This is a genomic window from Paenibacillus sp. E222 (assembly GCF_013401555.1).
Classification (GTDB): Bacteria; Bacillota; Bacilli; order Paenibacillales; family Paenibacillaceae; genus Paenibacillus.
Window position 1 is genome coordinate 3,933,694 of sequence record NZ_CP058552.1, and the last position, 25,380, is coordinate 3,959,073.

The 25,380-nt window shown below is 47.4% G+C and carries 17 protein-coding genes; all 17 read left to right on the forward strand.

Features of this window, described 5'->3' with window-relative positions:
• Positions 1–12: 12 nt before the first annotated feature.
• Entirely contained in the window at positions 13–1,425 is a 1,413-nt protein-coding gene (locus HW560_RS17790; protein WP_179264073.1) for an N-acetylmuramoyl-L-alanine amidase family protein, read from the forward strand.
• Positions 1,426–1,460: 35 nt separating this feature from the next.
• The gene (locus HW560_RS17795) at positions 1,461–2,144 is read left to right on the forward strand and encodes a GerMN domain-containing protein (RefSeq protein ID WP_090900439.1); all 684 of its coding nucleotides are present in this window, start codon (positions 1,461–1,463) and stop codon (positions 2,142–2,144) included.
• Between the two features lie 72 nt (positions 2,145–2,216).
• Positions 2,217–4,955, forward strand: coding sequence for an S-layer homology domain-containing protein (locus HW560_RS17800; protein WP_179264075.1), 2,739 nt, complete (start codon positions 2,217–2,219; stop codon positions 4,953–4,955).
• A gap of 163 nt (positions 4,956–5,118) precedes the next feature.
• Entirely contained in the window at positions 5,119–5,814 is a 696-nt protein-coding gene (gene nth, locus HW560_RS17805) for an endonuclease III (RefSeq protein WP_179264077.1), read from the forward strand.
• Between the two features lie 23 nt (positions 5,815–5,837).
• The gene (locus HW560_RS17810; RefSeq protein WP_090900431.1) at positions 5,838–6,110 is read left to right on the forward strand and encodes an NAD/NADP transhydrogenase alpha subunit; all 273 of its coding nucleotides are present in this window, start codon (positions 5,838–5,840) and stop codon (positions 6,108–6,110) included.
• Between the two features lie 254 nt (positions 6,111–6,364).
• Positions 6,365–10,036, forward strand: coding sequence for a dynamin family protein (locus tag HW560_RS17815; protein WP_179264079.1), 3,672 nt, complete (start codon positions 6,365–6,367; stop codon positions 10,034–10,036).
• 321 nt (positions 10,037–10,357) lie between these two features.
• The gene (locus HW560_RS17820; protein WP_179264081.1) at positions 10,358–12,130 is read left to right on the forward strand and encodes an ABC transporter ATP-binding protein; all 1,773 of its coding nucleotides are present in this window, start codon (positions 10,358–10,360) and stop codon (positions 12,128–12,130) included.
• Positions 12,127–13,977 carry an ABC transporter ATP-binding protein gene (locus HW560_RS17825; protein ID WP_090900424.1) on the forward strand — a complete coding sequence of 617 codons (1,851 nt, stop codon included), beginning with the start codon at positions 12,127–12,129 and terminating at the stop codon, positions 13,975–13,977. Before HW560_RS17820 ends, HW560_RS17825 begins: the two co-directional genes overlap by 4 nt.
• A 136-nt stretch (positions 13,978–14,113) precedes the next feature.
• Positions 14,114–15,301 carry a formate-dependent phosphoribosylglycinamide formyltransferase gene (gene purT / locus HW560_RS17830; protein WP_090900421.1) on the forward strand — a complete coding sequence of 396 codons (1,188 nt, stop codon included), beginning with the start codon at positions 14,114–14,116 and terminating at the stop codon, positions 15,299–15,301.
• Entirely contained in the window at positions 15,291–15,749 is a 459-nt protein-coding gene (locus HW560_RS17835) for a GNAT family N-acetyltransferase (protein ID WP_062328403.1), read from the forward strand. The genes purT and HW560_RS17835 overlap by 11 nt, the downstream gene beginning before the upstream one ends.
• Before the next feature lie 349 nt (positions 15,750–16,098).
• The gene (locus HW560_RS17840) at positions 16,099–16,872 is read left to right on the forward strand and encodes a CAP domain-containing protein (protein WP_257031353.1); all 774 of its coding nucleotides are present in this window, start codon (positions 16,099–16,101) and stop codon (positions 16,870–16,872) included.
• Positions 16,873–17,118: 246 nt separating this feature from the next.
• Positions 17,119–17,985, forward strand: coding sequence for a GDSL-type esterase/lipase family protein (locus HW560_RS17845; RefSeq protein ID WP_090900415.1), 867 nt, complete (start codon positions 17,119–17,121; stop codon positions 17,983–17,985).
• Positions 17,986–18,951 carry an ABC transporter ATP-binding protein gene (locus HW560_RS17850; RefSeq protein WP_179264084.1) on the forward strand — a complete coding sequence of 322 codons (966 nt, stop codon included), beginning with the start codon at positions 17,986–17,988 and terminating at the stop codon, positions 18,949–18,951. It begins immediately after the preceding gene.
• Positions 18,944–19,933: an ABC transporter permease gene (locus HW560_RS17855; RefSeq protein WP_063563174.1), complete on the forward strand. Its 990-nt coding sequence runs from the start codon at positions 18,944–18,946 to the stop codon at positions 19,931–19,933. Before HW560_RS17850 ends, HW560_RS17855 begins: the two co-directional genes overlap by 8 nt.
• A 76-nt stretch (positions 19,934–20,009) precedes the next feature.
• The gene (gene parE / locus HW560_RS17860; protein WP_099858369.1) at positions 20,010–21,989 is read left to right on the forward strand and encodes a DNA topoisomerase IV subunit B; all 1,980 of its coding nucleotides are present in this window, start codon (positions 20,010–20,012) and stop codon (positions 21,987–21,989) included.
• A 12-nt stretch (positions 21,990–22,001) separates the two neighbouring features.
• Positions 22,002–24,464 carry a DNA gyrase subunit A gene (gene gyrA / locus HW560_RS17865; protein ID WP_179264086.1) on the forward strand — a complete coding sequence of 821 codons (2,463 nt, stop codon included), beginning with the start codon at positions 22,002–22,004 and terminating at the stop codon, positions 24,462–24,464.
• A gap of 240 nt (positions 24,465–24,704) precedes the next feature.
• Complete coding sequence (locus HW560_RS17870) at positions 24,705–25,142, forward strand: MarR family winged helix-turn-helix transcriptional regulator (protein ID WP_090900403.1); 438 nt, start codon at positions 24,705–24,707, stop codon at positions 25,140–25,142.
• The last annotated feature ends 238 nt before the right edge of the window (positions 25,143–25,380 follow it).

Consider the following 25,380-nt stretch of genomic DNA (forward strand, 5'->3'; position numbering starts at 1 on the left):
TAGGGGTGAAGGATGAAGAAGTTCGGTTTTTTGGTACTGTTATTTGTCTTTGGGCTCGTTTTCCCGGGCTATAGTCATGCAGCAGCAGATACGCATATTATCCTAGATGGGAAAGAAATTGTGCAGCCTTCGGATGCCAAAGCGGAAATCATCAATAGCAAAGTGATGGTTCCGATTCGGGTTATTTCGGAGAGCCTGGGATATGGTGTGGACTGGAAACAGGCAACAAGCACCGTGACTATTAGCAAAGACAACACTGCCATGCAGATGATTGTTGGACAGAAGACGGCAACGGTGAACGGCAGTAACGTGAACCTGGATGCCCCGCCACTCGTGAAAAATGGAACTACACTTGTGCCTTTAAGGTTCATTGGTGAGCAAATGGGCCTTAAGGTGGGTTGGAACAATACAACGAAGACGGTAACATTAGTTACCCAGAATTCAGGTTCCGGAAACGGGACAACCACTCCTCCGAACTCTGGTAATGATGGTGGAGGATCGGATCAGGAGGGTCTTGTACTGGTGAACGGCATCAGCTTCAGTGACAACCGCTTTTTGATTGCAACAAGCGGAAATACGAAGCCGAACGTCTTCACGATGACAGGACCGGATCGAATCGTTATAGACTTGCCAAATACCGCATTCGCTGATTCTTTCAGTGAAGGACAAGCTCTGGACAGCAACCAGAATGGACAGCTTGTAGTGAGTGGATATCCGGATGTATCGAAGATTCGTTATTCCTTGTACAGCAATAGTCCTTCTACTCTTCGTTTTGTCATTGATCTGAGCACTGCCAAAGGTTATGACGTGCAAAGTGACTCCGGTCTGGTTATGATTGATCTGAACAAAGAAGGCACTACAACGCCGCAACCTCCTGTTGGAAACAATGGCAAAAAAGTTGTTGTTGTAGACGCTGGACATGGTGATCAGGACCCGGGAGCCATCGGTGTAACCGGCAAGAAGGAAAAAGACTTCAATCTGGCAATGGCTCTGAAAGTAGAAGCATTGCTGAAAAAAGAATCTAACATTGACGTTGTGCTGACGCGCAGCGATGATACATTTTTGGCTTTGAGTGAACGAGTAAAGATCGCAGAAAAATTGAAGGCGGATATCTTTATTTCCATTCATGCGAACAGCGGGTCTGCAGCGGCAAACGGTGTGGAGACGTATTACACCCGTTCGAATAGCAAGGCATTGGCTTCGGTGATGCACAAGTACCTTCTGCAATCATCTGGTCTGAAGGACCGCGGAGTAAAAACGGCAAGTCTCCACGTAACCCGTGAAACAACGATGCCGGCTGTTTTGCTGGAAGCTGGTTTCCTGAGCAACAAGAGTGATGAAGCGGCATTGTTCACTGAAAGTTTCCAGAACAGTGTAGCCAAAGGGATTGTTGCAGGGATCAAGGAGTATCTGGGAATTAAATAAGGGTTCAACCCTTATGATCAGGAGGCGGAGTTAGAATGAACAAAAAATTATGGATTGCAGCGCTGCTGGTAACGGTTATGACAGTTGCTGCTGGATGTGGAAGCAAGCCAACAGCTGCTCCAGCTCCAAATCAGACTCAAGGTGCGGGAACAGAGAATAATGCGTCTGAGAATCAGAATGAGACGGATATTACTGAACCTGTAACCGTGGATCCGGAGGATACAACGACAACGACACCGGGTACAACAGAAGGCACTACGGAGGGTACAACGACTCCATCGGGTGGAACTACTTCAGAGAAGCCTGGAACATCCGAAGGTAATGAGAAGAAAACCATTGATGTGTACTACACAGATCTGGAAGAGTTGGAATTGCACAAAGCAACGGCAGATATTACTTACGCTTCGGATGATGCCAAGTACAAGGCTGCATTTGCAGCGCTGCAACAAAGCAAGGACGATAAACTTGTTCCGCTTTGGGCGAAAGAAATTGAATTGAAATCTGTTCAGTTCAAAGACGGTGCGCTTACCTTGGATATCCATATGCCGGATACAGCACGTCTTGGTGCAGGTGGTGAAGTATTTGCCATTGATGCTTTGAAGCAAACGTTCTTCCAGTTTGATGAAGTCAAATCGCTTGATTTGCTGGTAGACGGCCAGAAATCCGAGAGTTTGATGGGACATGTGGATCTTGAGCATCCAATGACACGATCCGAATAGGTTGTACAGCATGTTGTTTTACCGTGAATCTGCGGAATATCGGCCGTTTTACATGAGAGAGGGGAATCACAGGTGACTTTTAAATATAACAATCCATCACACTCTAAAAAAGTAGTTTCAGCCGTGCTTGCAGGCATGATGGCCCTTAGCGCCGGCGGAGCTGCCATGGCAGCAGAATCAACAGATACGGGGCAAGGCCAGACTGCAACTGTAAGCAATACAGCTGCACCAACCGGTTTGTTCAGTGATATCAAGGTCGGATACTGGGCTGAGAAACATGTGTACAAGCTGGCCTATCAAGGTATTCTTCTCGGTAACAACGGCCTGTTCCGTCCGGGAGACGCGGTAACGCAGCAGGAAGCTGTGACGATGGCGATCCGTTTTATGAACAAGGAGAACCAGTTGAACGACAGCACGGCTACGGCATTACCGACAAATATGGAAGTGGGAAACTATTTCAAGCCATATGTCGCTTTGGCGCTTCAACTGGGACTCATTGATAAAACGGAAGAATCCACTGTGGATGTATCGAAAACATCATGGGGACAGAAACCAGCATCACGTGAATGGATTACGAAATTGCTGATCCGTTCGTTGAACAAAGATGCTGAAGCGAAGGCGCAAAACAACCAATCTACCGGATTTGCTGATAATGATAGTATTTCCGAAAGTGGCAAAGGGTACATCAATCTGGCTGTAAGCCTGGATCTGGCCAAAGGTGTAGATGGCAACAAATTTAATCCAACTGGCTCTGTAACGCGTGCCCAACTCGCTACATTCTTCAGCCGTGGCGAAACGTTAACGGATACGAAGTATGCGAACACATCCACGGGTTATGTAACTGGATTAAAAGATGGGCAGATCACGCTGGTTGTGGACGGAAAAGCTGTCAACTTCGCAGTGAACAGCAGTACACCTTACTTTACAAAAGACAGTGAATCCCGTGCATCGTCTGCGGATGTGAAGCTGTATACAAAAGTTCAGATTGTAGGTACTACCGGTACGGCTTCCTATGTCGAAGTGGTTGATGCTACACCACAGGTAGAAAGCGTTGAAGGTACGTTTGCCCGTTCATTGTCAGGGAATAAAATTGGCTTGTTTGTAGGCGAGAATTATGAAACGTACGGCTATGATGAGGCAACGGCATTTATCGATCAAAACGGAAATGCAATCAAACTGTCTGATATAACAGCAGACAGCACCATTGAAGTACAGCGTGAGACGTTCTCTGCTGACAAAAAGACAGTTGTTATTCGTGTGAAGTCCGGTATTGTCAACAAAAGTGATAGTGGCGTTGTTGCGGAAGTAACGACTGCTGCCAAAACGATCAAGCTTACCAATGCTGCCGGAACTACAGAGCAATATACCTACAACGATAATCTGATCATTCGTTACCAGGACCGAATCCTTTCCCTGGCCGAGCTCAAAGCGGGAAGTGCAGTGAAGTATACGGTGAAAGACAGCATCCTGCAAACGATCGAATTGTCGCAAGGTGTAGAGCAGTCTTTACGCGGTACACTGGTGGAGGTCGGTGGTAACCAATCGACACTGACGTTTAAACGTGAAGGTGGATCATTGGAAGCGAAGCTGCTAGCAGAGAAGCCGGAAGTCGTAATTAATGGAATCCAGGATGCTACGCTGAATGATCTGATTTCGGATGCAACCAATGGGGATCAGGTTGAGCTTACGTTAAATTCTGAAGATCGTGTGACGCGCATTCAAGTGATCGGACGTCAGATGGAGCCAATGAACGGGGTTTCCGTTGTATCCTACAACAGCAAAACAAAAGTATTGACGATTCTCGACAGCAATAAAAAACCGTTTGTGTTCACGCTCGATGACAAAACGAAGCTGGACTACAACACATCGAAGCCTACACTTGCTGGGTTGGAGCCTTTGTTGAATGATGGCCGCAAATTGGATCTGACGTATGTGGGAACTCGTGCGTTATCCGTTAAAGTGATCTACAAATACGAAGGCACAATTAGCAGCATCGATACTGCGGGCAGAAAAATCAGTTTGTTGTCCGGAAGCCAGACGGTAACAGTACCGTACTCTACAGTTCCAACCATCGAGATCTACAACAAATCTGGAGCAAGTCTGAGTGATCTGAAGATCGGTGACAGTGTCACAGTTACGCTGGGTTCGAATCAGGACTATGTGCAAAAAGTGGCTTTGAACACCGTGGCTCAATTTGAAGTAGTCTCTGTAGAGACCAATGGTCGTGTTCGTGTGAAATCGGATTCGCTGACAAGTCAGTTCTACGTTGATCAAGCGGTACTGACAGGGGAAAGCGGTCAGACTATTACGGTCTCGCAGTTGACAGCCGGCAACCTGATTAACGTTACATTTGAGGGAACGACGCCTAAAGCGGTTCAAGTTGTTAAACGTACGCTTGCGGAGGTTACATCTGTTGATGCTTCGTCAGTTACACTGAAACTGTTTAATGGTCAAAGTGAGACGGTTCCTGTTAGTGGTTCTGTAAAAGTGGTCAAATCGGGATCTACATTAACTACTCTTGGCAGTCTTACTGTAGGTGATCGTGTTGAAATGACGAAGGATACGGATAATTCCACCCGTTTCAGAGTGTTGACAGTCATGAGCAAACAGTTCTGGTCTTATGATGGAGTTGGTAACCAAATTTTGGTTAAACGTGAGTCCACATCGGACACGAATTATCGTTTTGCACTGGGTACAGGCGCATTTGTTCACCAGGGTGACAACACTTTAAGCGTGCAATCTCTCAAAGATAATGATAATATTGTATTGTATCTCCTGAACAACGTTGTACTGGAGATACAAAAACAGTAATCGTTTCTTTTCGAGGATCAAAAGAATGACCGTCTTGATGCGGGATCTTTCCCGCATCAGGACGTTTTTTTTGCAAGATTTTTGGGGTCCCCGCAAAGTACTCGAAAGAAGCTTCGAAGTAAGGCTCCACCGCGTGGAGTCATTTTGTGGGAGGTAGCTCTTCATGAATGCAGCCACTGTTAGGCATATACTCGATACAATGGAAGCAATGTTTCCTGATGCACATTGCGAATTAAATCACAGCAACGCGTTTGAATTGACTGTAGCCGTCCTGTTGTCTGCCCAGTGCACCGACGAAACGGTAAACAAGGTAACCGCAGACTTGTTCAAAAAGTACACCAGTCCTGCCGATTATCTGTCTGTTCCTCTCGAAGAGCTGGAGCAGGATATCCGGCGTATCGGCTTGTACCGAAACAAGGCCAAGCATATTCAGAACATGTGCCGAATTTTAATAGAGCAGTATGGCGGTGATGTACCGCAGGAACATGATCAGCTTGTGACGCTCCCTGGTGTCGGGCGGAAAACGGCAAATGTCGTTGTATCCAATGCATTTGGAGTCCCGGCGATTGCGGTGGATACGCATGTTGAACGTGTATCCAAAAGGTTGGCACTGGCAGGTTGGGATGATTCCGTACTTGAGGTCGAGAAAAAACTAATGAAGCGCGTACCCCGGGATGAGTGGACTTTAACCCATCACCGGATCATATTTTTTGGACGCTACCATTGCAAGGCACAAAACCCTCAATGTCATGTCTGTCCATTGCTGGACATATGCAGAGAAGGTAAAAAGCGTATGAAAACGTCCCAAATCAGGAAAGATAAGGAACGTGCCATAACCCCAAAACGAAAAATAAATTAATGAGCAGAAGAGGATGAGTAATCATGAAATGCATTTCCGTGTACACTGACAATTTTGAGGCCTTCTCCGATATTTTCGAACAAATCGTTGAACAGGAAATGGCTGAGAACGAAGAAAAAGAAGTAGAAGGTATCACTGTAAGCCATTCTGGCGATGTGCCTGAACATTATCTGGAGCGTATGTCCACGAAACCAGAAGTGGTTGTCATGAGAGACAAAGGTCGTAACATTACGATTTTGCAGCATGGACAAGTATTTGAAATTTTGCTGCCTTCGATGGAGAACGCTGTTTCTTAAGAGATTTGAAATAATAAGATGTGCTGCTTCTATGTCACAGGTTATCCTTTTGAAGGTGATCCATGGGGCATGGACGCAGCAAGCTTATGGTATCCAATCGTTTCACAGATAAAACCGACAGCATCGGTTTTATTTTTTTATGTGGAGAATTCCAACCGTTCAATTTCAAACTTGATAATGGTAAAATAAATGAATTATAAGATAAAGACATCGGACCAGATGTCAAATTAGAGGAGCCAGGGGGAAGGCCAGTCATGTCCAGAACAGATTACCCAGTAGAGATGGCTAAACCTCTGCTTCCACTGCGAGAAGCGATGGAGCAGACAGGGGACCATACAGCTGTACAGGCTTTAACGGATTTGATCAGTAAGGCGGAAATGAAACAGTTAACGATTGCGTTTTGTGGACACTTCTCGGCAGGCAAATCGAGTCTAATTAATAGTTTATGCGGCAAGCGGGTTCTGCCTTCGAGTCCTGTACCTACAAGTGCGAATGTTGTATCCATCCGCAACGGTGAGCCGAGAGCACTTATTTATACGTCATCGAACGTAAGCGCTGACAATTCAGCGGGAGTACTTGAGGTTTCGCCAGAACAATTGGAAGAGTATTGCAAGAATGGTGGGGCATATACCTCCATTGAAGTATGGGATGACATTCCCTTACTGAAAGATGATGCGGTATTACTTGATACGCCAGGCGTGGATTCGACCGATCAGGGGCACAGCCTTGCAACCCATTCAGCACTGCATCTTGCCGATGTGGTGTTCTATGTGATGGATTATAACCATGTGCAATCGGAAAGCAATCTTTCTTTTGCCAAAAGTCTATCGGATTGGGGCAAACCGTTGTTTCTGATCGTAAACCAGATTGATAAACATCGGGAACGGGAGCTTTCGTTTGACCAATATGTTGAAGGTGTAGAAGCTATTTTTGCTGCCTGGGAAGTTCGGTATGATGGTCTGCTGTTTACTTCACTTCGCGACAAGGAGCATCGTTACAGCCAGTGGCAGCAGCTTCCTCAACTGATTGAACATATGATGAAGGAGAAGGAAGGGTTAATCAAGCACAGCCTTGCGAGCTCTGCGAGCCATGTGACGGAGCAGCATCTGACAAGACAGGCGGAAGAACGCGAAGAGGAAGAGACAGCGCTCCTGGAGGAAGTTGGGGGCAAGGAAGGTATCGAACGCCTGGAACGGGAGTTGGGTCTGCTGGATCAACAGGAAGCCGAACTTCGTTCCAAACCATCGCGTGAACGGGAGAAGTTTCGGGCGGAACTGGAATCCCTTCTGGCGAATGCGAACCTGACCCCGGCTGATATTCGTGCCTCTGCTGCGGCTTATTTGGAGAGCCGTAAACCCGGTTTTCGGGTAGGTTTATTGTTCTCTGGTGGCAAGACAGAGCAGGAGAAACAGCGTCGGGCCGCTGAGCTTGTGAGACTGTTGCAGGATCAGGCCTCAGGACAGGTAGAGGTACATATCCGTACCATGCTCAGACAGCTGGGTGAAGCCCACCAGCTGTGGGGCGCTGAATGGGAGCAGGCGCTGAACGCGGAGCTGCCTGCGGTAGATGAAGCACTGCTGGAGATGAAACGGAGCACTAGCGCAGAAGTATCTCCCGAGTATGTGCTTCAATTCAGCAAAGATATACGGGGCGAGATTGAGGCCCGTTACCGCAGGTCGGCCATGATGCTGGCCGACCGCTTGCTTGAAGCGCTTGGCGCGCAGGGCGAAGCCGCGCTCCAGGCGCTGGACGCCAGCCGCGCAGCGCTGATGGCGCAATCCGCGTCGGCGGCGCGCTACACGGCGCTGCAGCGCGCCGCCGACGCCGAGGCAGCAGGGCTGCGCAGCCTGCTGGCGCCTGCGGGCCCCCTCACCTCCGGGCTGTTGCCGGAGGTGCAGGGCCCGCCCGTGCCCGCGCACGAGCCGGGTGAAGCACCCGGCCCGCACACGGGCACGGCGGAGTCTGTGGCTGCGCAGCCACAGACTCCAGGGGCACCGCCGCCGCGCAAAGCGGCGGTGCCTGGGCAGCCGGCGGCTGGCGCACAGCGCCGCCGGCGCCTGGACGCAGCGGCGGCACGGCTGGAAGCCGCCGCTGCGCTGGTAGAGCCGTACCCCGCCATGGGGTCGGCGGTACGGGATCTGCGTGCCCGCGCGGCTTCGCTTGAGGGCGGCACGTTTACGCTGGCGCTGTTCGGAGCGTTCAGCGCCGGCAAGTCCTCCTTCGCCAACGCGTTGCTGGGCGAAGCTGTGTTACCGGTCTCGCCGCATCCAACGACAGCGGCCATTAACCGGATCATGGCTCCTTCCGGTGGCGCGGAGCATGGAACTGCCCGGGTCCGGATGAAGACCCCGGACGCCTTCCAGGAGGATCTCGCGTACTCCTTCCGCTTGCTTGGACTGGGCGAGCCTGGGGCAGACTGGCAAAAACGCGTCAAAGCCCTTTCACCACAGGATGTGCATCCGGCAGGGCGTCCGCATTACAGCTTTTTGCAGGCAGCCGCAGCAGGCTGGGAGGATACCGCAGCTCAACTCGGCCAGGATGTGCTGGTGGATCTGAACGGATATCGTAACTTTGTCGCGAATGAAAAGAAATCTTGTTTTGTCGACAGTATTGACCTGTACTACAGTTGTGATGTGACAGAACAAGGCATTGTCCTTGTAGATACGCCAGGGGCTGACTCCGTGAATGCCCGTCATACGGGTGTCACTTTCAATTATATGAAGAATGCGGATGCACTCATTTTCGTAACGTACTACAATCATGCCTTCTCTCAGGGAGACCGACAGTTCCTGAATCAATTGGGACGTGTGAAAGACAGCTCGGCGATGGATCAGATGTTCTTTGTAGTTAATGCGAGTGATTTGTCTTCCTCTGAAGAGGAGTTGGAGCAGGTTCTGGACCATGTGAGCACGCAGCTGCGCAGTAATGGCATTCGGGCACCACGTCTCTTTCCTGTATCCAGCATGCTGGCATTGGAAGGCAAGACGGGCAACGATGCGACATTATTGGAGCAATCCGGCTTCATTCGGTTCGAGGAAGAATTTAACCGGTTTGCAGGAAGTGAGCTTGCGGACCTTGCGGTTGGTGGAGCTTCTGAAGAGATCGCACGGGTGATCAAACGACTGAAGACACGTGCCGAGGATGCGACTCAGGGGGAAGAGGTTCTACAGCGACGCCGGGATGAGCTGGGCTCCATCCAGGAACAGTCCCTTCAGAGGGTACATTTGCTCGCGGAACGGTCCATGAAGGCAGAACTGGCTCAGGAAACGGCTGAACTGCTCTTCCATGTGCGGCAGCGCCTGGGCTACCGTTTTGGTCTGTTCATGGCTGAAGCGTTCCATCCATCCGTTCTTCGCGAGGATCGCGGGAATCTGAAAGCAGCATTCGCAGCCTGTGGTCGTGAATTGCTGCGCATGATCGCCATTGAACTGGAGCAGGAACTGCTTGCCACTACACTCAGACTTGAACAGGCGGGTCAGACTTGGCTGCACAAGCAAGTGACCGATTGTGTAGATGAATTGAAACGAGTGTCCGGAGGTATGGATCTGTCGTTGCCGCTGAACGAACGCTGGAGTACACCTGTCCTGGAAGAGGTGCGTCTGGAAGAACCTTCAGGTTGGAAAGCATATCTGAGTTATTTCCGTAATCCGAAGCAGTTCTTCGAAGGAGATGGACGACAGCGGCTGCAGGAGGCACTTGACCCCATAATTAAACAGATGGTGATCGATGTTCTGCCTGACGCGGAGAATAAGCTGGTTCAATTCTATGACAACCAGCTTGGGCAGTCTTTGCGGCATCATTCTCGTCAATTGGAAGAGAGACTTGAGGAGGCCGTGAGTGCCCTTCACGAGACGCTGACCAGTGGAATCCCTGCCGAAGAATGGGAGGGTCTGGCTGTACAACTGGGGCAGATCGAACGTGAATAAAAGGGATTCAAATCCATGTATGTATGGAAACGGTTTTAAAACAAAATGAGTTATACAGCGATATGTTGAAATGTTGTCGTTGTACCCAAAAAGGCCCCTGCCTGTAAAGGCATACAGGGAGCCTTTTTTGGTACGAACAACCTGAAAGGAAGAGAATATTCAAACATTTGATTGATAGGAGGGTATCTACCTCCCTTAATGACGCATTAAGGTGAAAGTAGCCTGAATATGGTCGCTTATTCGCTTTGCCGCGAATGGGGGACGGTGATAAACTTCATAAATGTTCATACTGTTTTTGAACGATATAAGAGGAGGAGAGACATGGATGTTCTCAGGCAATTGCAGATCTTTTTCTGGGAGAAGCGCACGTATTTATTTTTATCGATCTTATGCCTCGCCATAGCGACCGCGCTTGGGCTGGTGTATCCGAACCTGCTAAGGATACTGATTGATGACGTCATCACTCCGCGCAATTTTGAAGACGTTCCCAAACTTGCTTTAACGGTATTAGGTGTCGTTATTTTGAAAGCGGGAATGCAATTTTTACACGGTCTTTTTGGAGGGCGTCTCGGAAACTTCCTGGCTTACCGACTTCGTAACGCTTGTTACGAAAAGCTTCAATTTTTATCCTTCCGGTATTACGACACGGCCAAAACGGGAGACTTGATGTCCCGCCTCACGGGAGATCTCGAAGCGATCCGCAACTTTATCGGATTTGGCTTCGCTCAAATTCTCAACATGGTTCTGATGGTCGTATTCGGCGCAATCATGATGATGACCATGAGTTGGAAGCTTACCTTGCTAACGCTCATATGTATTCCTCTGCTTGCCTTCGTTGCGCTGAGATTCGAATCACGAATTCACCCTGCGTTCCAAGAAATGCGGCTGGCACTCAGCTCTTTGACGACAGCAGTACAGGAGAATATTACAGGTGTACGTACTGTAAAGTCATTTGCACGTGAGCCTCACGAAGTGGAGAAGTTTTCCGTCCGCAACGAGCGTTACAAAACGAACCAGATTCATGCAGCAACCTTATGGAGTCAATATTTTCCGATCATGGAGATTCTCGCTTCGGTCAGCGTAGTTCTTCTGCTCCTCATTGGTGGAAACATGGTTATTCAGAAAACGTTAACACTCGGTGAACTCGTTGCCTTTTTCAGTTTGATCTGGTACATAATCGGTCCAATGTGGAACCTTGGATTCCATATCAACAACTATACGCAATCCAAAGCATCGGGTGAACGGGTGTTGGAACTTTTGAATACGCCGGTAGATGTACAAGAGACAGAAGATCCAGTCATTGTAGAAGCAGATCAAGTCAAAGGGCATGTGACCTTCGAGTCCGTTACCTTTGCCTACGGCAATAAAATGCCGGCAGTGACTGATATTAACTTTGATGCCCCACCAGGCTCTGTCATAGGCTTCCTGGGAGGAACAGGCTCGGGTAAATCAACTATTATTCAGCTCCTGATGCGTGCATACAACGTGAACTCGGGCACCATCAAGCTGGACGGCAAAAATATTAAGGATATTGGCATTCGCAGCCTGCGGAGTCAGATTGCTTCTGTGTTCCAGGAAACGTTCCTGTTCTCATCCAGCATTCGCAACAACATTTCATATGGACTCAAAAATGTAACAATGGACGAAATTATCCGTGCCGCTAAACTGGCGAAAGCCCATGATTTTATCATGGAATTCCCTGAAGGATACGATACGGTTGTAGGGGAGCGTGGAATGGGTTTGTCGGGAGGACAGAAACAGCGGATTGCAATTGCAAGGGCTTTGCTCAAGAATCCGAAAATTCTCGTTCTGGACGATGCAACCAGTGCAGTCGACATGGAAACTGAACATGAAATTCAATCTGGATTCCAGGAAGTCATGCGTGGCAGAACGACGTTTATCATTGCGCATCGGATCTCTTCCCTGCGTCACGCAGATGAGATACTGGTGCTGGATGAAGGACGGGTCGTTCAACGTGGCACACACAAACGTCTTATTGAAGAGCCTGGGCCTTACCGGGACGTATATGAGATTCAATACGCAGATTATATTGCCCGCGGTAAGCGAGAGGCTGGGGAGCAGGTGAATTCATGAGTGCCGAAACGGTAGCCGACAGGCGCGAGGTCAAAGAGACCTCTGACAAGAAAATGAATGAACGTTTTGTATATCAGGACGACGAAATAATTGAAAAACCGTTTAACTGGCGTGAGTTCGGACGTTTGTTCTCGTACATGAAACCTTATGCAAGACAACTTTTGCCACTCATTATTCTAATGATGATTTTGGGTACCATTACGAAATTGTCCGTTCCATTTTTGATCAGTTTGGCGATTGATAAAGCGATTGCACCTGCAACGGGGTTGCCAAGCTTAACGATGCTTTATATTATTGCTGGTTCTGTGCTTGTGTTGTATCTGATTCAATGGGCGGCTAATACGTACCGAATCAAATTGACGAACGTTATCGGGCAACGGGTCATTTACGATCTTCGCTCGGATCTGTTCAAACATATCCAGAAGCTGTCCTTTAACTTCTTTGACAAAAGACCTGCGGGCTCGGTGCTGGTGCGTGTCACCAATGATATCAACTCCCTGCAGGATTTGTTCACTAACGGTGCGGTCAACGTCATGATTGACTGTGTGCAGCTGCTCGGTATTATCGTCATTTTGCTGCTGATCAACTGGAAACTGGGCCTCGCGGTCATTATTACGGTTCCGCTCATGTTTATTATTTCGACCAAACTGCGTGTGCTGATCCGCCGGGCCTGGCAGGATGTACGCATGAAGAACTCCCGTATTAATTCCCACTTGAATGAATCCATTCAGGGGATTCGTGTGACTCAGGCGTATACGCAGGAAAAAGAAAACATGAAGTATTTTGACAACATGAATCTGTCGAGCAAAAAATCATGGGACAGAGCATCGGCCATGAACCAGGGCTTTGGTCCTCTGATTGAAATTACGGGCGGCTTTGGAACGTTAATCCTGTTCTGGTTTGGTGCTTATCTGATTCAAGAGGGGCAGCTGACAATCGGATTGCTTGTAGCCTTTGCCAACTATGTCGGCAACTTCTGGGACCCGATCAACCGTCTGGGACAGATGTACAATCAATTGCTCGTAGCCATGGCTTCCTCCGAACGGATCTTCGAGTTTATGGATGAAGAGCCGAGTATTGCAGATAAACCTGGAGCCAAGCCGCTTGCTTCTATTAAAGGAGATATCGTATTCGACAATGTCGTGTTTGAATATGAGAAGGGCAGACAGGCGCTGAAGGGAATCAGTTTTGCTGCAGGTGCCGGACAATCGATTGCCCTTGTAGGTCATACGGGTTCAGGTAAAAGTACCATTATCAATCTGATCAGCCGGTTCTATGACATCTCTGGCGGACGTCTCACCATTGATGGTCAGGATGTAAGGGATGTAACGGTTGAAAGTCTGCGCAGCCAGATCAGTATTGTGCTGCAGGATACGTTTATCTTCTCTGGCACCATTCGCGATAATATTCGTTTTGGACGACTGGATGCAACCGATGAAGAAGTGGAAGAAGCTGCGAAGGCTGTTAATGCCCATGAATTTATTATGAAGCTGCCGGGTGGATATGATACGGAAGTTGAAGAACGCGGGAATGTATTATCCATGGGCCAAAGGCAATTGTTATCCTTTGCCCGTGCCTTGCTGGCTGACCCTCGAATCTTGATTTTGGATGAAGCGACTGCCAGCATCGACACCGAAACGGAGCTCAAAATTCAGGAGGCTTTGAAAGTGCTGCTGAAAGGAAGAACTTCCTTTATGGTGGCCCACCGTCTCTCCACGATCCGAAATGCGGATAACATTATCGTGCTGGATCATGGTGAAATCAAGGAAGAAGGAAACCATGAGCAACTTATCCAGAAACAAGGAGTTTATAATGGGTTAATAGAAGCTCAATACAGATTTTTGTAAAAATTGATCGAAAAAACACAAAAAATCTTGTAAAATTCACAAGAAAAATAGGGAGCACTCTTGCAATCTTTAACCAAAACCCCGAAAATAGAGAGATAGATATAGAAGATTTCTCTTTGGGAGGATTGGAAAGAACATGTGGGGTGCTCCATTTTCGGCTCAAGCCAAAAAAATGCTGCTACTGGGCAGCGGAGAATTGGGAAAAGAGGTCGTTATTGAGGCCCAGCGACTGGGAGTAGAGACGATCGCTGTTGATCGCTACGAAAACGCACCTGCCATGCAGGTTGCACATCGGTCTTACTGCATCGACATGTTAAATGCCGAAGCTTTGAAGCAATTGATCCGAAAGGAACAACCTCATTACATCGTACCTGAGATTGAAGCAATCGCAACAGAAGCTTTACTCGAGCTTGAGGAAGAAGGATTTTGTGTCGTTCCTACGGCCCGTGCTGCTCGTTTGACGATGGATCGCGAAGGCATCCGCCGTCTGGCAGCCGAACAATTGAACCTTCCGACAGCGGCCTATCTTTTTGCGGACAACCTGGAACAACTTCAGGAAGCTGTTCGTGAATTGGGTACACCATGCGTCATCAAACCACTAATGAGTTCTTCCGGTAAAGGGCAGAGTGTATGCCGCACACCGGATGACGTAGAGAATTGCTGGAACATTGCTCTTTCTGGAGCACGTGGCAAATCCGTACGTGTCATTGTGGAAAGCTTTGTGAAGTTTGACAGCGAAATTACGCTGCTCACGGTTAGATCTGTCTCAGGGACTGTATTTTGTCCTCCGATCGGTCATATTCAGAAAGATGGGGATTATGTCGAATCGTGGCAGCCTCACGCGATGACACCGGAGCAATGGGAGCAAGCTTGTCATATTGCCAAGTTGGTTACCGATGAACTCGGTGGTTATGGACTGTTCGGGGTTGAATTATTCCTGACATCAGATGGAGTTGTGTTCAGCGAGGTATCGCCTCGTCCGCATGATACAGGTATGGTAACCATGGTCACGCAAGATAGTTCCGAGTTTGCGCTGCATGTGCGTGCAATTCTTGGTTTTCCGGTCACAGATGTACATTTACTGACACCGGGAGCTTCAGCAACGCTGAAGGCTAATGATGAAACATCTGACTTTACTGTAGGCGGGATTGAAGAAGCACTGGCGCTTCCTCGTACTCAGGTTCGTGTATTTGGCAAACCTGAGACCAAAGTGGGACGCCGAATGGCCGTAGCGTTAAGTGCCGGCCAAGATGTGGAAGAAGCTCGTAAAACAGCGGTACAAGCCGCTAATATGCTGAAAGTGGAGGTAAATCATGTCCAATAATGTTGAGGCCCCTGTACTGATGATCCGAGAGTGTGAACTGCGAGATGCTGAAGCGGTAACGGGACTGATGCGAGAGGTTAGCTATCCGACAACAGCCAATGTCATGAAAGAGCGCATTGAATGCTTGGAAAGCAATCCAAACGCATGCATGCTTGTTGCCGAAGTGGATGAACAGATTATTGGTGTGATTGGCTTGCAATGTGTGCAAAGTCATGCCTATCCGGAACCTGCCGCCCAAATTACGTCCTTGATTGTAGGGCAAGAACATCGTGGGGGCGGAATTGGCCGTCGTCTGATGGCTCGTGCTGAGGATTGGGGCAGACAGCAAGGTGGGAAACAATTGTTTGTCACCGGAGCGAACCGTGAAGTGACTTCAACAACCTATTCTTTCTACGAGCATATTGGTTTCCAGAAGAGAGGCTATCGTTTCAGTAAAGTCCTTCTATAGAAAAAGAGTTTTATTATATCGCGATCTTCACGTTTTTGGTGTGGTGAATGATAAATAGAAGCTAAGTGGCATTCGGCGAGCATTTCTTGTCCGGATGCCATTTTTTTATGCCGTATTTTAAGGTTGATGGTTGCGATTTTGGCTGATATACCAGCGTTTTAAGAGCAAGTTGCAGGATATGGTGCAATGTACTATAAACCGTCCAAACCCCTTTGAAACAGGTTGAAAAATGACAAAAAAGTTACTTTTCCATAATTTATGGGTTCACAATCTACTATTCAATTGATATACTCCAAGAGTATTAATTACAAAGTTGTCATAACTAATATTTCTAAGGAGATGAATGAATTTGAAGAAGAAATGGATGAAAACCGTCGTAACCAGCAGTCTGACAGCCGTACTCGCCGTAGGGGTTATGCTCCCTGCTTCCGCTTCAGCTGCAGATGCATCATATAAAACAACTACTAAAACTACAACGTATAAAATTACGAGTGCGGAAAGCTTAAAAGCGTACATTGAACAATGGCTGAAAGATAATGGTTACACTGTATCCACTGGCGAAGGGCAAACAACAGTAGAGAAGCCTGCAGCACAGCCTGATCAAACTACGAAGCCAGCTCAACCGACAACACCAGCAAAACCAACTCAAGAAGAGAAACCGGCAACTACACCAGCCAAAGATCCTTCAAATAGTGGAACTGGAACTGGAACAACTACAGGCAACACAGGCAACAGTGGCAGCGAGAGCACACAATCGGATTTTGCAGTTCAAGTCGTAAAACTTGTGAATGCTGAGCGTGCCAAAGCTGGCCTGAGCGCATTGGCTTCCGATGCTCTGTTGGACAAAGTGGCTGTAGCCAAAGTTAAAGATATGAGCAACAACAATTATTTTGATCACCAATCACCGACTTATGGTTCTCCGTTTGACATGATGAAACAATTCGGAGTAACTTACAGCTATGCTGGCGAGAATATCGCAAAAGGGCAAAAAACACCTCAAGAGGTTGTTACTGCCTGGATGAATAGCGAAGGTCACCGTGCGAATATCCTGAACAAAAACTTCACAAAAATCGGTGTTGGATACTATAACGGATATTGGGCTCAAGAATTTATCGGCAAATAATTAATCTTATTGAAGAAAATTCTGATTTTAGTTCAAAAAAAGGTTATGTCATCACAGCTTGAAGCTGTGTGTGACATAGCTTTTTTTTGTAGAAGCATATTTAATATTGAATTCTACTTATATAGCGGCAAAATTTGCAAATTAACGACAGAACATTTATGTTATTTAGAAAAAGCGTCATCTTAATGTAAAATCATTTTAAATTTTAAGTACCCGGCCAGGTGTACATGAGCGGAGATGTGATGAATGAAAAAAAGAAATCTTGATTCAGCGCCATGGATCTGGAGAACCATTAGTACAGTATCCATATTAACAACATTACTGCTGTTATTTGGATTTGGATACGCCATTAAAGACGTTATTTTTCCTGAGGGAGATGCCCAATTAGGTACAGGACAGCAAACAACGTCACCTGCCAAGGAAAACGGACAATCAAAGCCTGCGGTGAATGATGGCAAAATTCGAATGGCTGTGATTGGTGATTCCCTGGCAAGAGGTACAGGGGATGACGAAGGGCTTGGATTTGTAAGACGGGCAGGTAATTTGCTCAAAGATCAGGGATATGATGTGCAGGTGCTGAACAATATGGGTGTGAATGGTTTGAGAACAGACGCATTGTTGAACAAGTTAGATGAACAGGGCGTACGTTATGTCTTACAGCAATCCAACTTTATACTGTTGTCGATCGGAGCCAATGATCTGTTCCAGGGTGGACAGGTTCTCCAGGGAGAAGACGCGCCAACGGCAGAAACACTTGCTGCGGCGTTACCGGAGACGTCGAAGCGTTTGCAGGAGATTTTGAAGAAAGTGAAAGAAATTAACCCTGATGCACAGATTGCCTACATAGGGCTATACAATCCGTTTGGGGATGTGAAAGAACTCAAAGAGCCAGGAAATGCGGTTGTAGCTGCATGGAACGATGCTGCAATGAAGGTTCTGAACAACGAGGACAAGATGACACTTGTGCCTACATTTGATCTGTTTGAAAATCACCTGGGACAGTATTTGTCGTCAGATCATTTTCATCCCAATGGAGAAGGCTACGAGCAGATTGCGGTTCGGATTGCACAGGAATATCAGGCAGGGACTCCAGCAGAAGGGAGCGGAAAATAAATGGCACAAGAACAGACTGATTCCGTATTGTCCGTGCATCATCTGAAGAAAAAGATTGGACGCAAATGGATCATTAAGGATGTCACTTTTGATGTTAAACCAGGTGAAATTTTCGGTTTTCTGGGGCCCAATGGTGCCGGGAAAACAACTACCATCCGGATGTTAGTCGATCTGATTAAACCGACAGAAGGCAAAATTCAAGTCTGCGGATATGATGTCAATCGTGATCCTGAACGGGCCTTGAAATACGTCGGTTCCATTGTTGAAAACCCGGAAGTGTACACGTATTTGACCGGATGGGAGAATCTTGAGCATTTTGCCCGTATGCAGCCCGGTGTAGATAATGACCGTATTCAGGAAGTTGTGGATATTGTACGTCTCGATCAGCGGATTCATGATAAAGTAAGAACCTACTCTCTGGGGATGCGTCAACGACTTGGCATTGCACAGGCATTGCTTGGTCGCCCACGGCTGCTGATTCTGGATGAGCCAACGAACGGACTTGATCCCAAAGGGATTAAGGAACTTCGTGTCTTTATCAAACAGCTTGCAAGCGAAGGCATGGCAGTATTCGTCAGTAGTCATTTGCTCAGCGAGATCCAGCTTCTTTGTGACAGGGTGGCAATTATCAGTGCCGGGCGCGTGCTTGCAGTTGGCGGCGTCAATGAACTGATTGAAGACCATTCCAAATTGGCAATATGGCATGTTACTCCGTTGGAGGAAGGTAAAAAAATGCTGTTGAATGCAGGTGTTTCCCTGGTGGATCGGCCTGCGGATGTTATGGACGATACCATTGTTGCAGGGCTTGGTCTGAATGCGGTCGTTGCTGAAATGCATGAAGATCGGATTCCCGCCTTAGTCCAGCAAATGGTGCAAGCCGGAATTCAGGTTGAAGGAGTGCAGCGGATTCAGCCTACGCTGGAACAGCTATTCTTAAAAATGACAGAAGGTGAATCCATTGAGTAACATCATGCCGCTGATCCGAAACGAAACGATCAAGATGGTAAAGAAAAAACGTCTTTATATTATTTTTATCGTGCTCGCGGTCCTGGTTCCGATGTTTACGTATGCCCAGATGAAATCTGCGGAAAATAATCGTGACAAGTTTGGCGGCGACTGGCGGCTTGAACTGCAACAAGCCATTACGGATAATCAGAACTCGCTTGGCAGTGACCGGGTACCTGAAGAGTACAAAAAGTACAGGACTGTGTACATCCAGCAAATGCAATACTATCTGGAGAATGACATCAATCCGAAGGAGCCTGGTGGTGTAACTTTTACGCGGGAATTCATGAATAACGCAGTTGGATTGTTTATCCCACTGCTCATTATGGCGATTGCTTCGGATCTGGTATCTGGTGAGCGCACCACAGGTACGATTAAAATGCTTCTGACCCGTCCCGTCAAACGTTGGAAAGTGTTGCTGAGTAAGCTCATCACGTTGATTATGTTCGTGTCGATTATTGTGGTGTCAGCGTACGTTATCTGTTATGTCATCTCGGGAGCGGTATTCGGATATAAAGGTTTCGGTATGCCGATCTTTACCGGATTCAAGGTTGTGGGTACAGATGTCGATATGTCAGCAGTCCATGCTGTGGACCAGTGGTTGTATATGCTAATGCAGGCAGGGCTGATCTGGTTTGTCAGTATCATTGTGGCGATGCTTGCCTTCATGGTCTCTGTATTAGTGCGAAGTACAGCAGCAAGTATTGTCATCATGATGGCAGCACTCATAGCAGGAACTATTCTCACCAGTATGGCGGCATCCTGGCAGTCAGCCAAATATTTGTTTATGGTTAACCTCGAACTTCCGAATTATTTGTCTGGCGGATTGCCACCAATCGAAGGGATGAATTTAGGTTTTTCCCTTATTGTGCTTAGTGTTTGGGGCATTGCTTCACTCTTTGTGTCATTCATTGTCTTTACGAAACGGGATATCTTGAATTAAAATGGACAAGGATAAGAAAACATCTGTTTGCATTTCAGGCATTTTTTTAGTTGCAAGTTAAGAAGGGGGAGCATGAATGGTCGAGCAAATCGATATGTCGGCAGGTTCGACAGGCGGAGGACAAGGGTCTTCAGGCTACGACGCGGACGACATTCAAGTACTTGAAGGACTGGTAGCGGTACGGAAACGGCCGGGGATGTACATCGGCAGCACCAGTACTTCGGGTCTACATCATTTGGTATGGGAAATCGTGGATAACGCTGTCGACGAACATCTCGCCAAATTCTGCTCCAAAATCGATATCACGCTGCATAAGGACGGTTCTGTTACGGTTCAGGATAACGGAAGGGGAATTCCGACAGGTATACATAAAACAGGGATTCCTACTCCCCAGGTCGTGTTTACGATTTTGCACGCAGGCGGAAAGTTCGGTGGATCAGGATATAAAAAATCCGGCGGTTTGCACGGTGTAGGTGCGTCAGTTACAAACGCATTGTCCGAATGGCTTGAAGTCGAGATTTTCCGTGATGGCAAGATTCATCGTCAACGATTCGAGTATTGGCAAGACAAAAAAGGCGTTGAGCATGTCGGAGAACCGGTGTCTGGTCTCGAAGTATTGGGCAATACCAATCGAACGGGAACCAAAGTTACGTTTAAACCGGATATTCGGGTGTTCCAGAACGGCATTCAATTTAATTATGATACACTGGCAGAACGTCTTCAGGAGATTGCTTTTCTGAATTCGGGTCTGAGAATTGTGCTCAAGGACGAACGGTCAGGCAATCAGGATGAGTACATGTACGAAGGCGGAGCAAGCCAGTTTGTTGCTTTTCTTAACGAAAATAAAGATGTGCTGCATGATGTCATTCACTTCTATGCGGAGAAGGATGACATTGAGGTCGAAGTAGCGATTCAGTATAACGCGGGTTATACCGAAACGCTGGCGTCGTTCGTGAACTCGATTCCCACTAGGGGCGGCGGTACACATGAGACCGGATTCAGAGCCGCTTATACACGTGTGATGAATGACTACGCACGGCGTACCAGCATGATCAAAGAAAAAGATAAAAACCTCGAAGGCAATGATCTTCGTGAAGGCATGATGGCGGTCATCAGTGTCAAAATGTCGGAGGTTGAATTCGTAGGCCAAACGAAGGATCAACTCGGTAGCGCTTCCGCACGTAGCGCAGTGGATTCTGTCGTGTCCGAGAATATCCAGCGTTTTTTGGAAGAAAACCCGCAGGTTGCGCAAACGTTGATTCGCAAAGCGGTTCAGGCCTCCAGAGCCAGAGAAGCTGCACGAAAAGCTCGGGATGAGATGCGGACCGGCAAAAAACGCAGTGAAAGCTCCAACCTGAACGGCAAACTGACTCCGGCACAATCCAAGGATTTTACCCGAAATGAACTGTTTATTGTCGAAGGGGATTCCGCAGGGGGTTCAGCCAAACAGGGACGTGATTCCAAGATTCAGGCGATACTCCCGCTTAAGGGTAAACCACTCAATCCGGAAAAAGCGAAATTGGCTGATATCCTCAAAAATGAAGAATATCGTGCCATTACATCGGCCATCGGAGCAGGTATTGGAACCGAATTTGCAGTTGAAGACAGCAATTATTCCAAAATCATAATTATGACAGATGCCGACACAGATGGCGCACATATACAGGTATTGTTGCTGACTTTCTTCTACCGGTATATGAAACCGCTCATTGATGCAGGCAAAATATATATCGCTCAGCCGCCATTATACAAACTCACACGCAAATCAGGAAAAATGGCTAGTGTACGTTATGCCTGGACTGATGAAGAGCTGGCGAATTACATGAAAGAATTTGGAAACAATGTGGAGCTTCAACGTTATAAAGGACTTGGCGAGATGAACCCGGATCAACTGTGGGAGACAACGATGAACCCTGAAACACGCGCATTGCTCAAAGTAGAAATTGTCGATGCAGCAAAAGCGGAACGTCGTGTATCTACACTCATGGGTGATAAGGTTGATCCGCGCAAACGCTGGATTGTAGAGAACGTCGACTTTACAGAGTACGAAGAATAGAAGGTGCTTGGAATGAGTCTATCAGAACAATTTATGCCGGCCTTTCTCGAAGAGGTCGTAGGTGACCGTTTCGGTCGCTACTCCAAATACATTATTCAGGACCGGGCCATTCCCGATGTACGGGATGGATTGAAGCCGGTGCAGCGGCGTATTCTTTACGCTATGTACGATTCAGGTAATACACCGGAGAAACCATATCGGAAGTCCGCAAAAACAGTTGGGGATGTTATGGGTAACTACCATCCTCACGGGGATTCCTCCATTTATGATGGTATGGTACGGATGGCACAGCCATGGAAAATGGGGCATATGCTTGTGGACGGTCATGGAAACTGGGGATCACAGGATGATGACCCGGCAGCGGCCATGCGGTATACGGAGGCCCGTTTGTCGCCCATCGCAATGGAGATGCTTCGCGATATCGAGAAACGGACTGTTCTGTTTAAGGATAATTTTGATAATACGGCCAAAGAACCGGTGGTATTACCATCCCGTTATCCGAATCTGCTGGTCAATGGTGTAAGTGGGATATCGTCTGGTTTTGCTACAGAGATTCCTCCACATAATTTGCGTGAAACCATTGATGCTTGTATTGCCGTAATGGAGAAGCCGTCAATTGAACTGGATGAAATCATGATGTTTATGAAGGGTCCGGATTTTCCAACAGGCGGATTAATCATGGGCGGCGACGGCATTCTGGATGCTTATCGCACAGGTAAAGGACGGATCTATCTCCGCTCCAAAACCGATATCGAGAATATGCGCGGTGGCAAACAACAAATCGTGATTACCGAGATTCCTTATCAGGTCGTAAAATCCCGTTTGGTTACGGCGATGGAGAACATCCGACTGGAGAAAAAGGTTGAAGGCATTGCCGAAGTACGGGATGAGAGTGGGCGTGAAGGCCTGCGTATCGTCGTTGAGCTGAAAAAAGAAGCAGATGCACAAGGGATTTTGGCTTATTTGCTGAAGAAAACCGATCTTCAAGTCACTTACAACTTCAACATGGTTGCGATTGTGAATAAAGCCCCACAGCAATTGGGATTGAAATCAATCCTAGAGGCTTATATTGCCCATCAGCGTGAAGTAGTAACGTTCCGTACCCGCTTTGAGCTGGAGAAGGCGGAAGACCGTGCACATGTGCTGGAAGGTCTGGTAAAAGCTCTTAACATCCTCGATGAGGTCATTGCGGCTATCAAAGCGTCGAAGAACCGTCAGGATGCTCAAAATAACCTGATGTGGATGTTTGGTTTCTCCGAACGACAGGCGGATTCCATTCTCACTTTGCAATTATACCGTTTGACCAACCTGGAGATTACTTCTCTGGAAAAGGAACTCGGCGAACTGATGAAGAAGATCGCGCAATTACGCTCTATTTTGGATAGTGACCGCAAGCTGATCGGAGTCATCCGCAAAGAGCTGATGGAGATTCGTGAGAAATATGGAATTGATCGTCGGTCAGCCATTCAAGGCGAAGTAGAAGAACTCAAGGTTAATCTGGAAGTGCTGGTGAACGCCGAAGATGTATTTGTCACCTTGTCCAAAGAGGGATACATCAAGCGTACAGGCATGCAATCATTCACACGATCCGGCGGGGAACGTAACGCAAGTGGTGTGAAGGAAGGCGATTATATCGCCCAGGTCCTTGAAGTTAACACGCTGGAGAACCTGCTGGTATTTACGCAGAAAGGCCAGTATTTCCTGTTGCCTGTACATCAGGTACCGGAATTCAAGTGGAAAGATCCGGGGACGGCAATCGTCAACGTTATTCCTCTGGCAAAAGACGATCGAATCTCAAGTGTGCTTGCTGTTAAATCCTTCGAAGAGCCGGATCACAGTCTGGTCTTTGTCACCCGCAAAGGGCAGGTTAAACGTACCGAGCTGAAGGAATACGTCACCAAGCGTTCCGGCGCAGTAGCCGCATGCAAAGTTGGCAAGGATGATGAGGTATTATCCGTTCATCTAAGCACAGGTGGCAAAGATATTATGCTGATCACCAAAGAAGCCATGGCTATCCGTTTCCGTGAGGATGAAGTAAATCCGATGGGGCGTGTGTCTGGAGGCGTACGTGGTATTCAGTTAAAAGAAACGGATGAAGTTGTATCTGTTCTGTGGGTGGAAGGCGATGAAGGCGAGGTTGCTATATTGTCTGACTTGGGTTATGGCAAACGCTCGTTACTGCTGGATTATGCTCTGCAGAGCCGTGGCGGCAAGGGACTGGCAACATTTGAATTCAAGGAAGGCAAACGGGTGAAACCGAACGGTAGCCGAATTGCCGGAGCATTCTATTGTCGGGAACAACGAAATGTAACGGTGATGACCAAGGAAGGTCAATCACATCACATTTCTTCCGAAGCTGTACCTATTACTGAACGGAAACATATTGGTAAATTGCTTGTGCATGTGGACAAACAGGATGAAATTGTGGAGCTTATGATGGATCTCACAGAGAATCAGGCAGCTTCTTCGTCCTAATAAGGATTCAATAATGACTTAATAATGACTCTTTGCAGATCAGGGAAACCTGTCATGTGAAGAGTCTTATTTTGTTGTTCCGACGCGGATTACAAGAGGACCTCCATGCGAAGATTAACAACCTTCGTCGATTACGGTCGATCGCTGGGAAATTGAAAAAAGGCAGCAGGAATGCGGCTTTGAAGGGCGAAAACTTAAGCAGGTGAAGTGATAACCGGTTGCAGAGAGGAGCGATTCAAGATGTATAATTCCGATTTTGCCAAGTGCTGGTCAAGGCTGACTAAGGACTACAAGCTGCATATGGATCATGAGCTGGCACCCTCGTTAACAGAGGCACAGCTGGCCGTACTGGAGGTTCTTGAGGATCATGAGAAGATGAAACCTTCCGATCTGATTCCTTTTCTGGCTACAACACCCGCAGCAGTAACGATGTTGTTGGATCGTATGGAGAAAAACGGACTGATTCGCCGGGACCGGGATGATCAGGATCGACGAATTGTATGGATATCCCTATCAGATAAGGGACGCATGGAGACCGAACGGGGAATCACGATTCGTAATGAATTTATGAATTCCGTTCTCAGCAATATTTCAATGCATAACCAGCAGTTGCTGGTTTATCTACTAGGCAAAATGACCACACCAAAAACAAAAGAGCATGCCTTGTCCACATCTTAATTACGATGGACGGATGAACAATAGTAACCATGGAACTCTTGCTTAACATGCAGGAGGGCTGTGGTTATTTTTTTATTGATGCGTACTTTAAAGAGTTTTGCCTGTTTTGGATGGATAAGAATAAAATCTAAAATTTTATATGTAAAGAGTTGACTATGTAAATATTTTTGCTATAATAAGTAATTGTTCCCCTGATATTTCGTGTACGAAATATTATATTCCATAAGTAAAAGGGTGA

Excerpts from the sequence above, each read along its gene's own strand:
- HW560_RS17790 (WP_179264073.1), top strand. The coding sequence starts at position 13 with ATGAAGAAGTTCGGTTTTTTGGTACTGTTATTTGTCTTTGGGCTCGTT.
- HW560_RS17850 (WP_179264084.1), top strand. The coding sequence starts at position 17,986 with ATGGCACAAGAACAGACTGATTCCGTATTGTCCGTGCATCATCTGAAG.
- HW560_RS17835 (WP_062328403.1), top strand. The coding sequence starts at position 15,291 with ATGTCCAATAATGTTGAGGCCCCTGTACTGATGATCCGAGAGTGTGAA.
- HW560_RS17815 (WP_179264079.1), top strand. The coding sequence starts at position 6,365 with ATGTCCAGAACAGATTACCCAGTAGAGATGGCTAAACCTCTGCTTCCA.
- parE (WP_099858369.1), top strand. The coding sequence starts at position 20,010 with ATGGTCGAGCAAATCGATATGTCGGCAGGTTCGACAGGCGGAGGACAA.
- nth (WP_179264077.1), top strand. The coding sequence starts at position 5,119 with ATGAATGCAGCCACTGTTAGGCATATACTCGATACAATGGAAGCAATG.
- HW560_RS17810 (WP_090900431.1), top strand. The coding sequence starts at position 5,838 with ATGAAATGCATTTCCGTGTACACTGACAATTTTGAGGCCTTCTCCGAT.
- HW560_RS17825 (WP_090900424.1), top strand. The coding sequence starts at position 12,127 with ATGAGTGCCGAAACGGTAGCCGACAGGCGCGAGGTCAAAGAGACCTCT.
- HW560_RS17795 (WP_090900439.1), top strand. The coding sequence starts at position 1,461 with ATGAACAAAAAATTATGGATTGCAGCGCTGCTGGTAACGGTTATGACA.
- HW560_RS17820 (WP_179264081.1), top strand. The coding sequence starts at position 10,358 with ATGGATGTTCTCAGGCAATTGCAGATCTTTTTCTGGGAGAAGCGCACG.
- HW560_RS17845 (WP_090900415.1), top strand. The coding sequence starts at position 17,119 with ATGAAAAAAAGAAATCTTGATTCAGCGCCATGGATCTGGAGAACCATT.
- gyrA (WP_179264086.1), top strand. The coding sequence starts at position 22,002 with ATGAGTCTATCAGAACAATTTATGCCGGCCTTTCTCGAAGAGGTCGTA.
- HW560_RS17870 (WP_090900403.1), top strand. The coding sequence starts at position 24,705 with ATGTATAATTCCGATTTTGCCAAGTGCTGGTCAAGGCTGACTAAGGAC.
- purT (WP_090900421.1), top strand. The coding sequence starts at position 14,114 with ATGTGGGGTGCTCCATTTTCGGCTCAAGCCAAAAAAATGCTGCTACTG.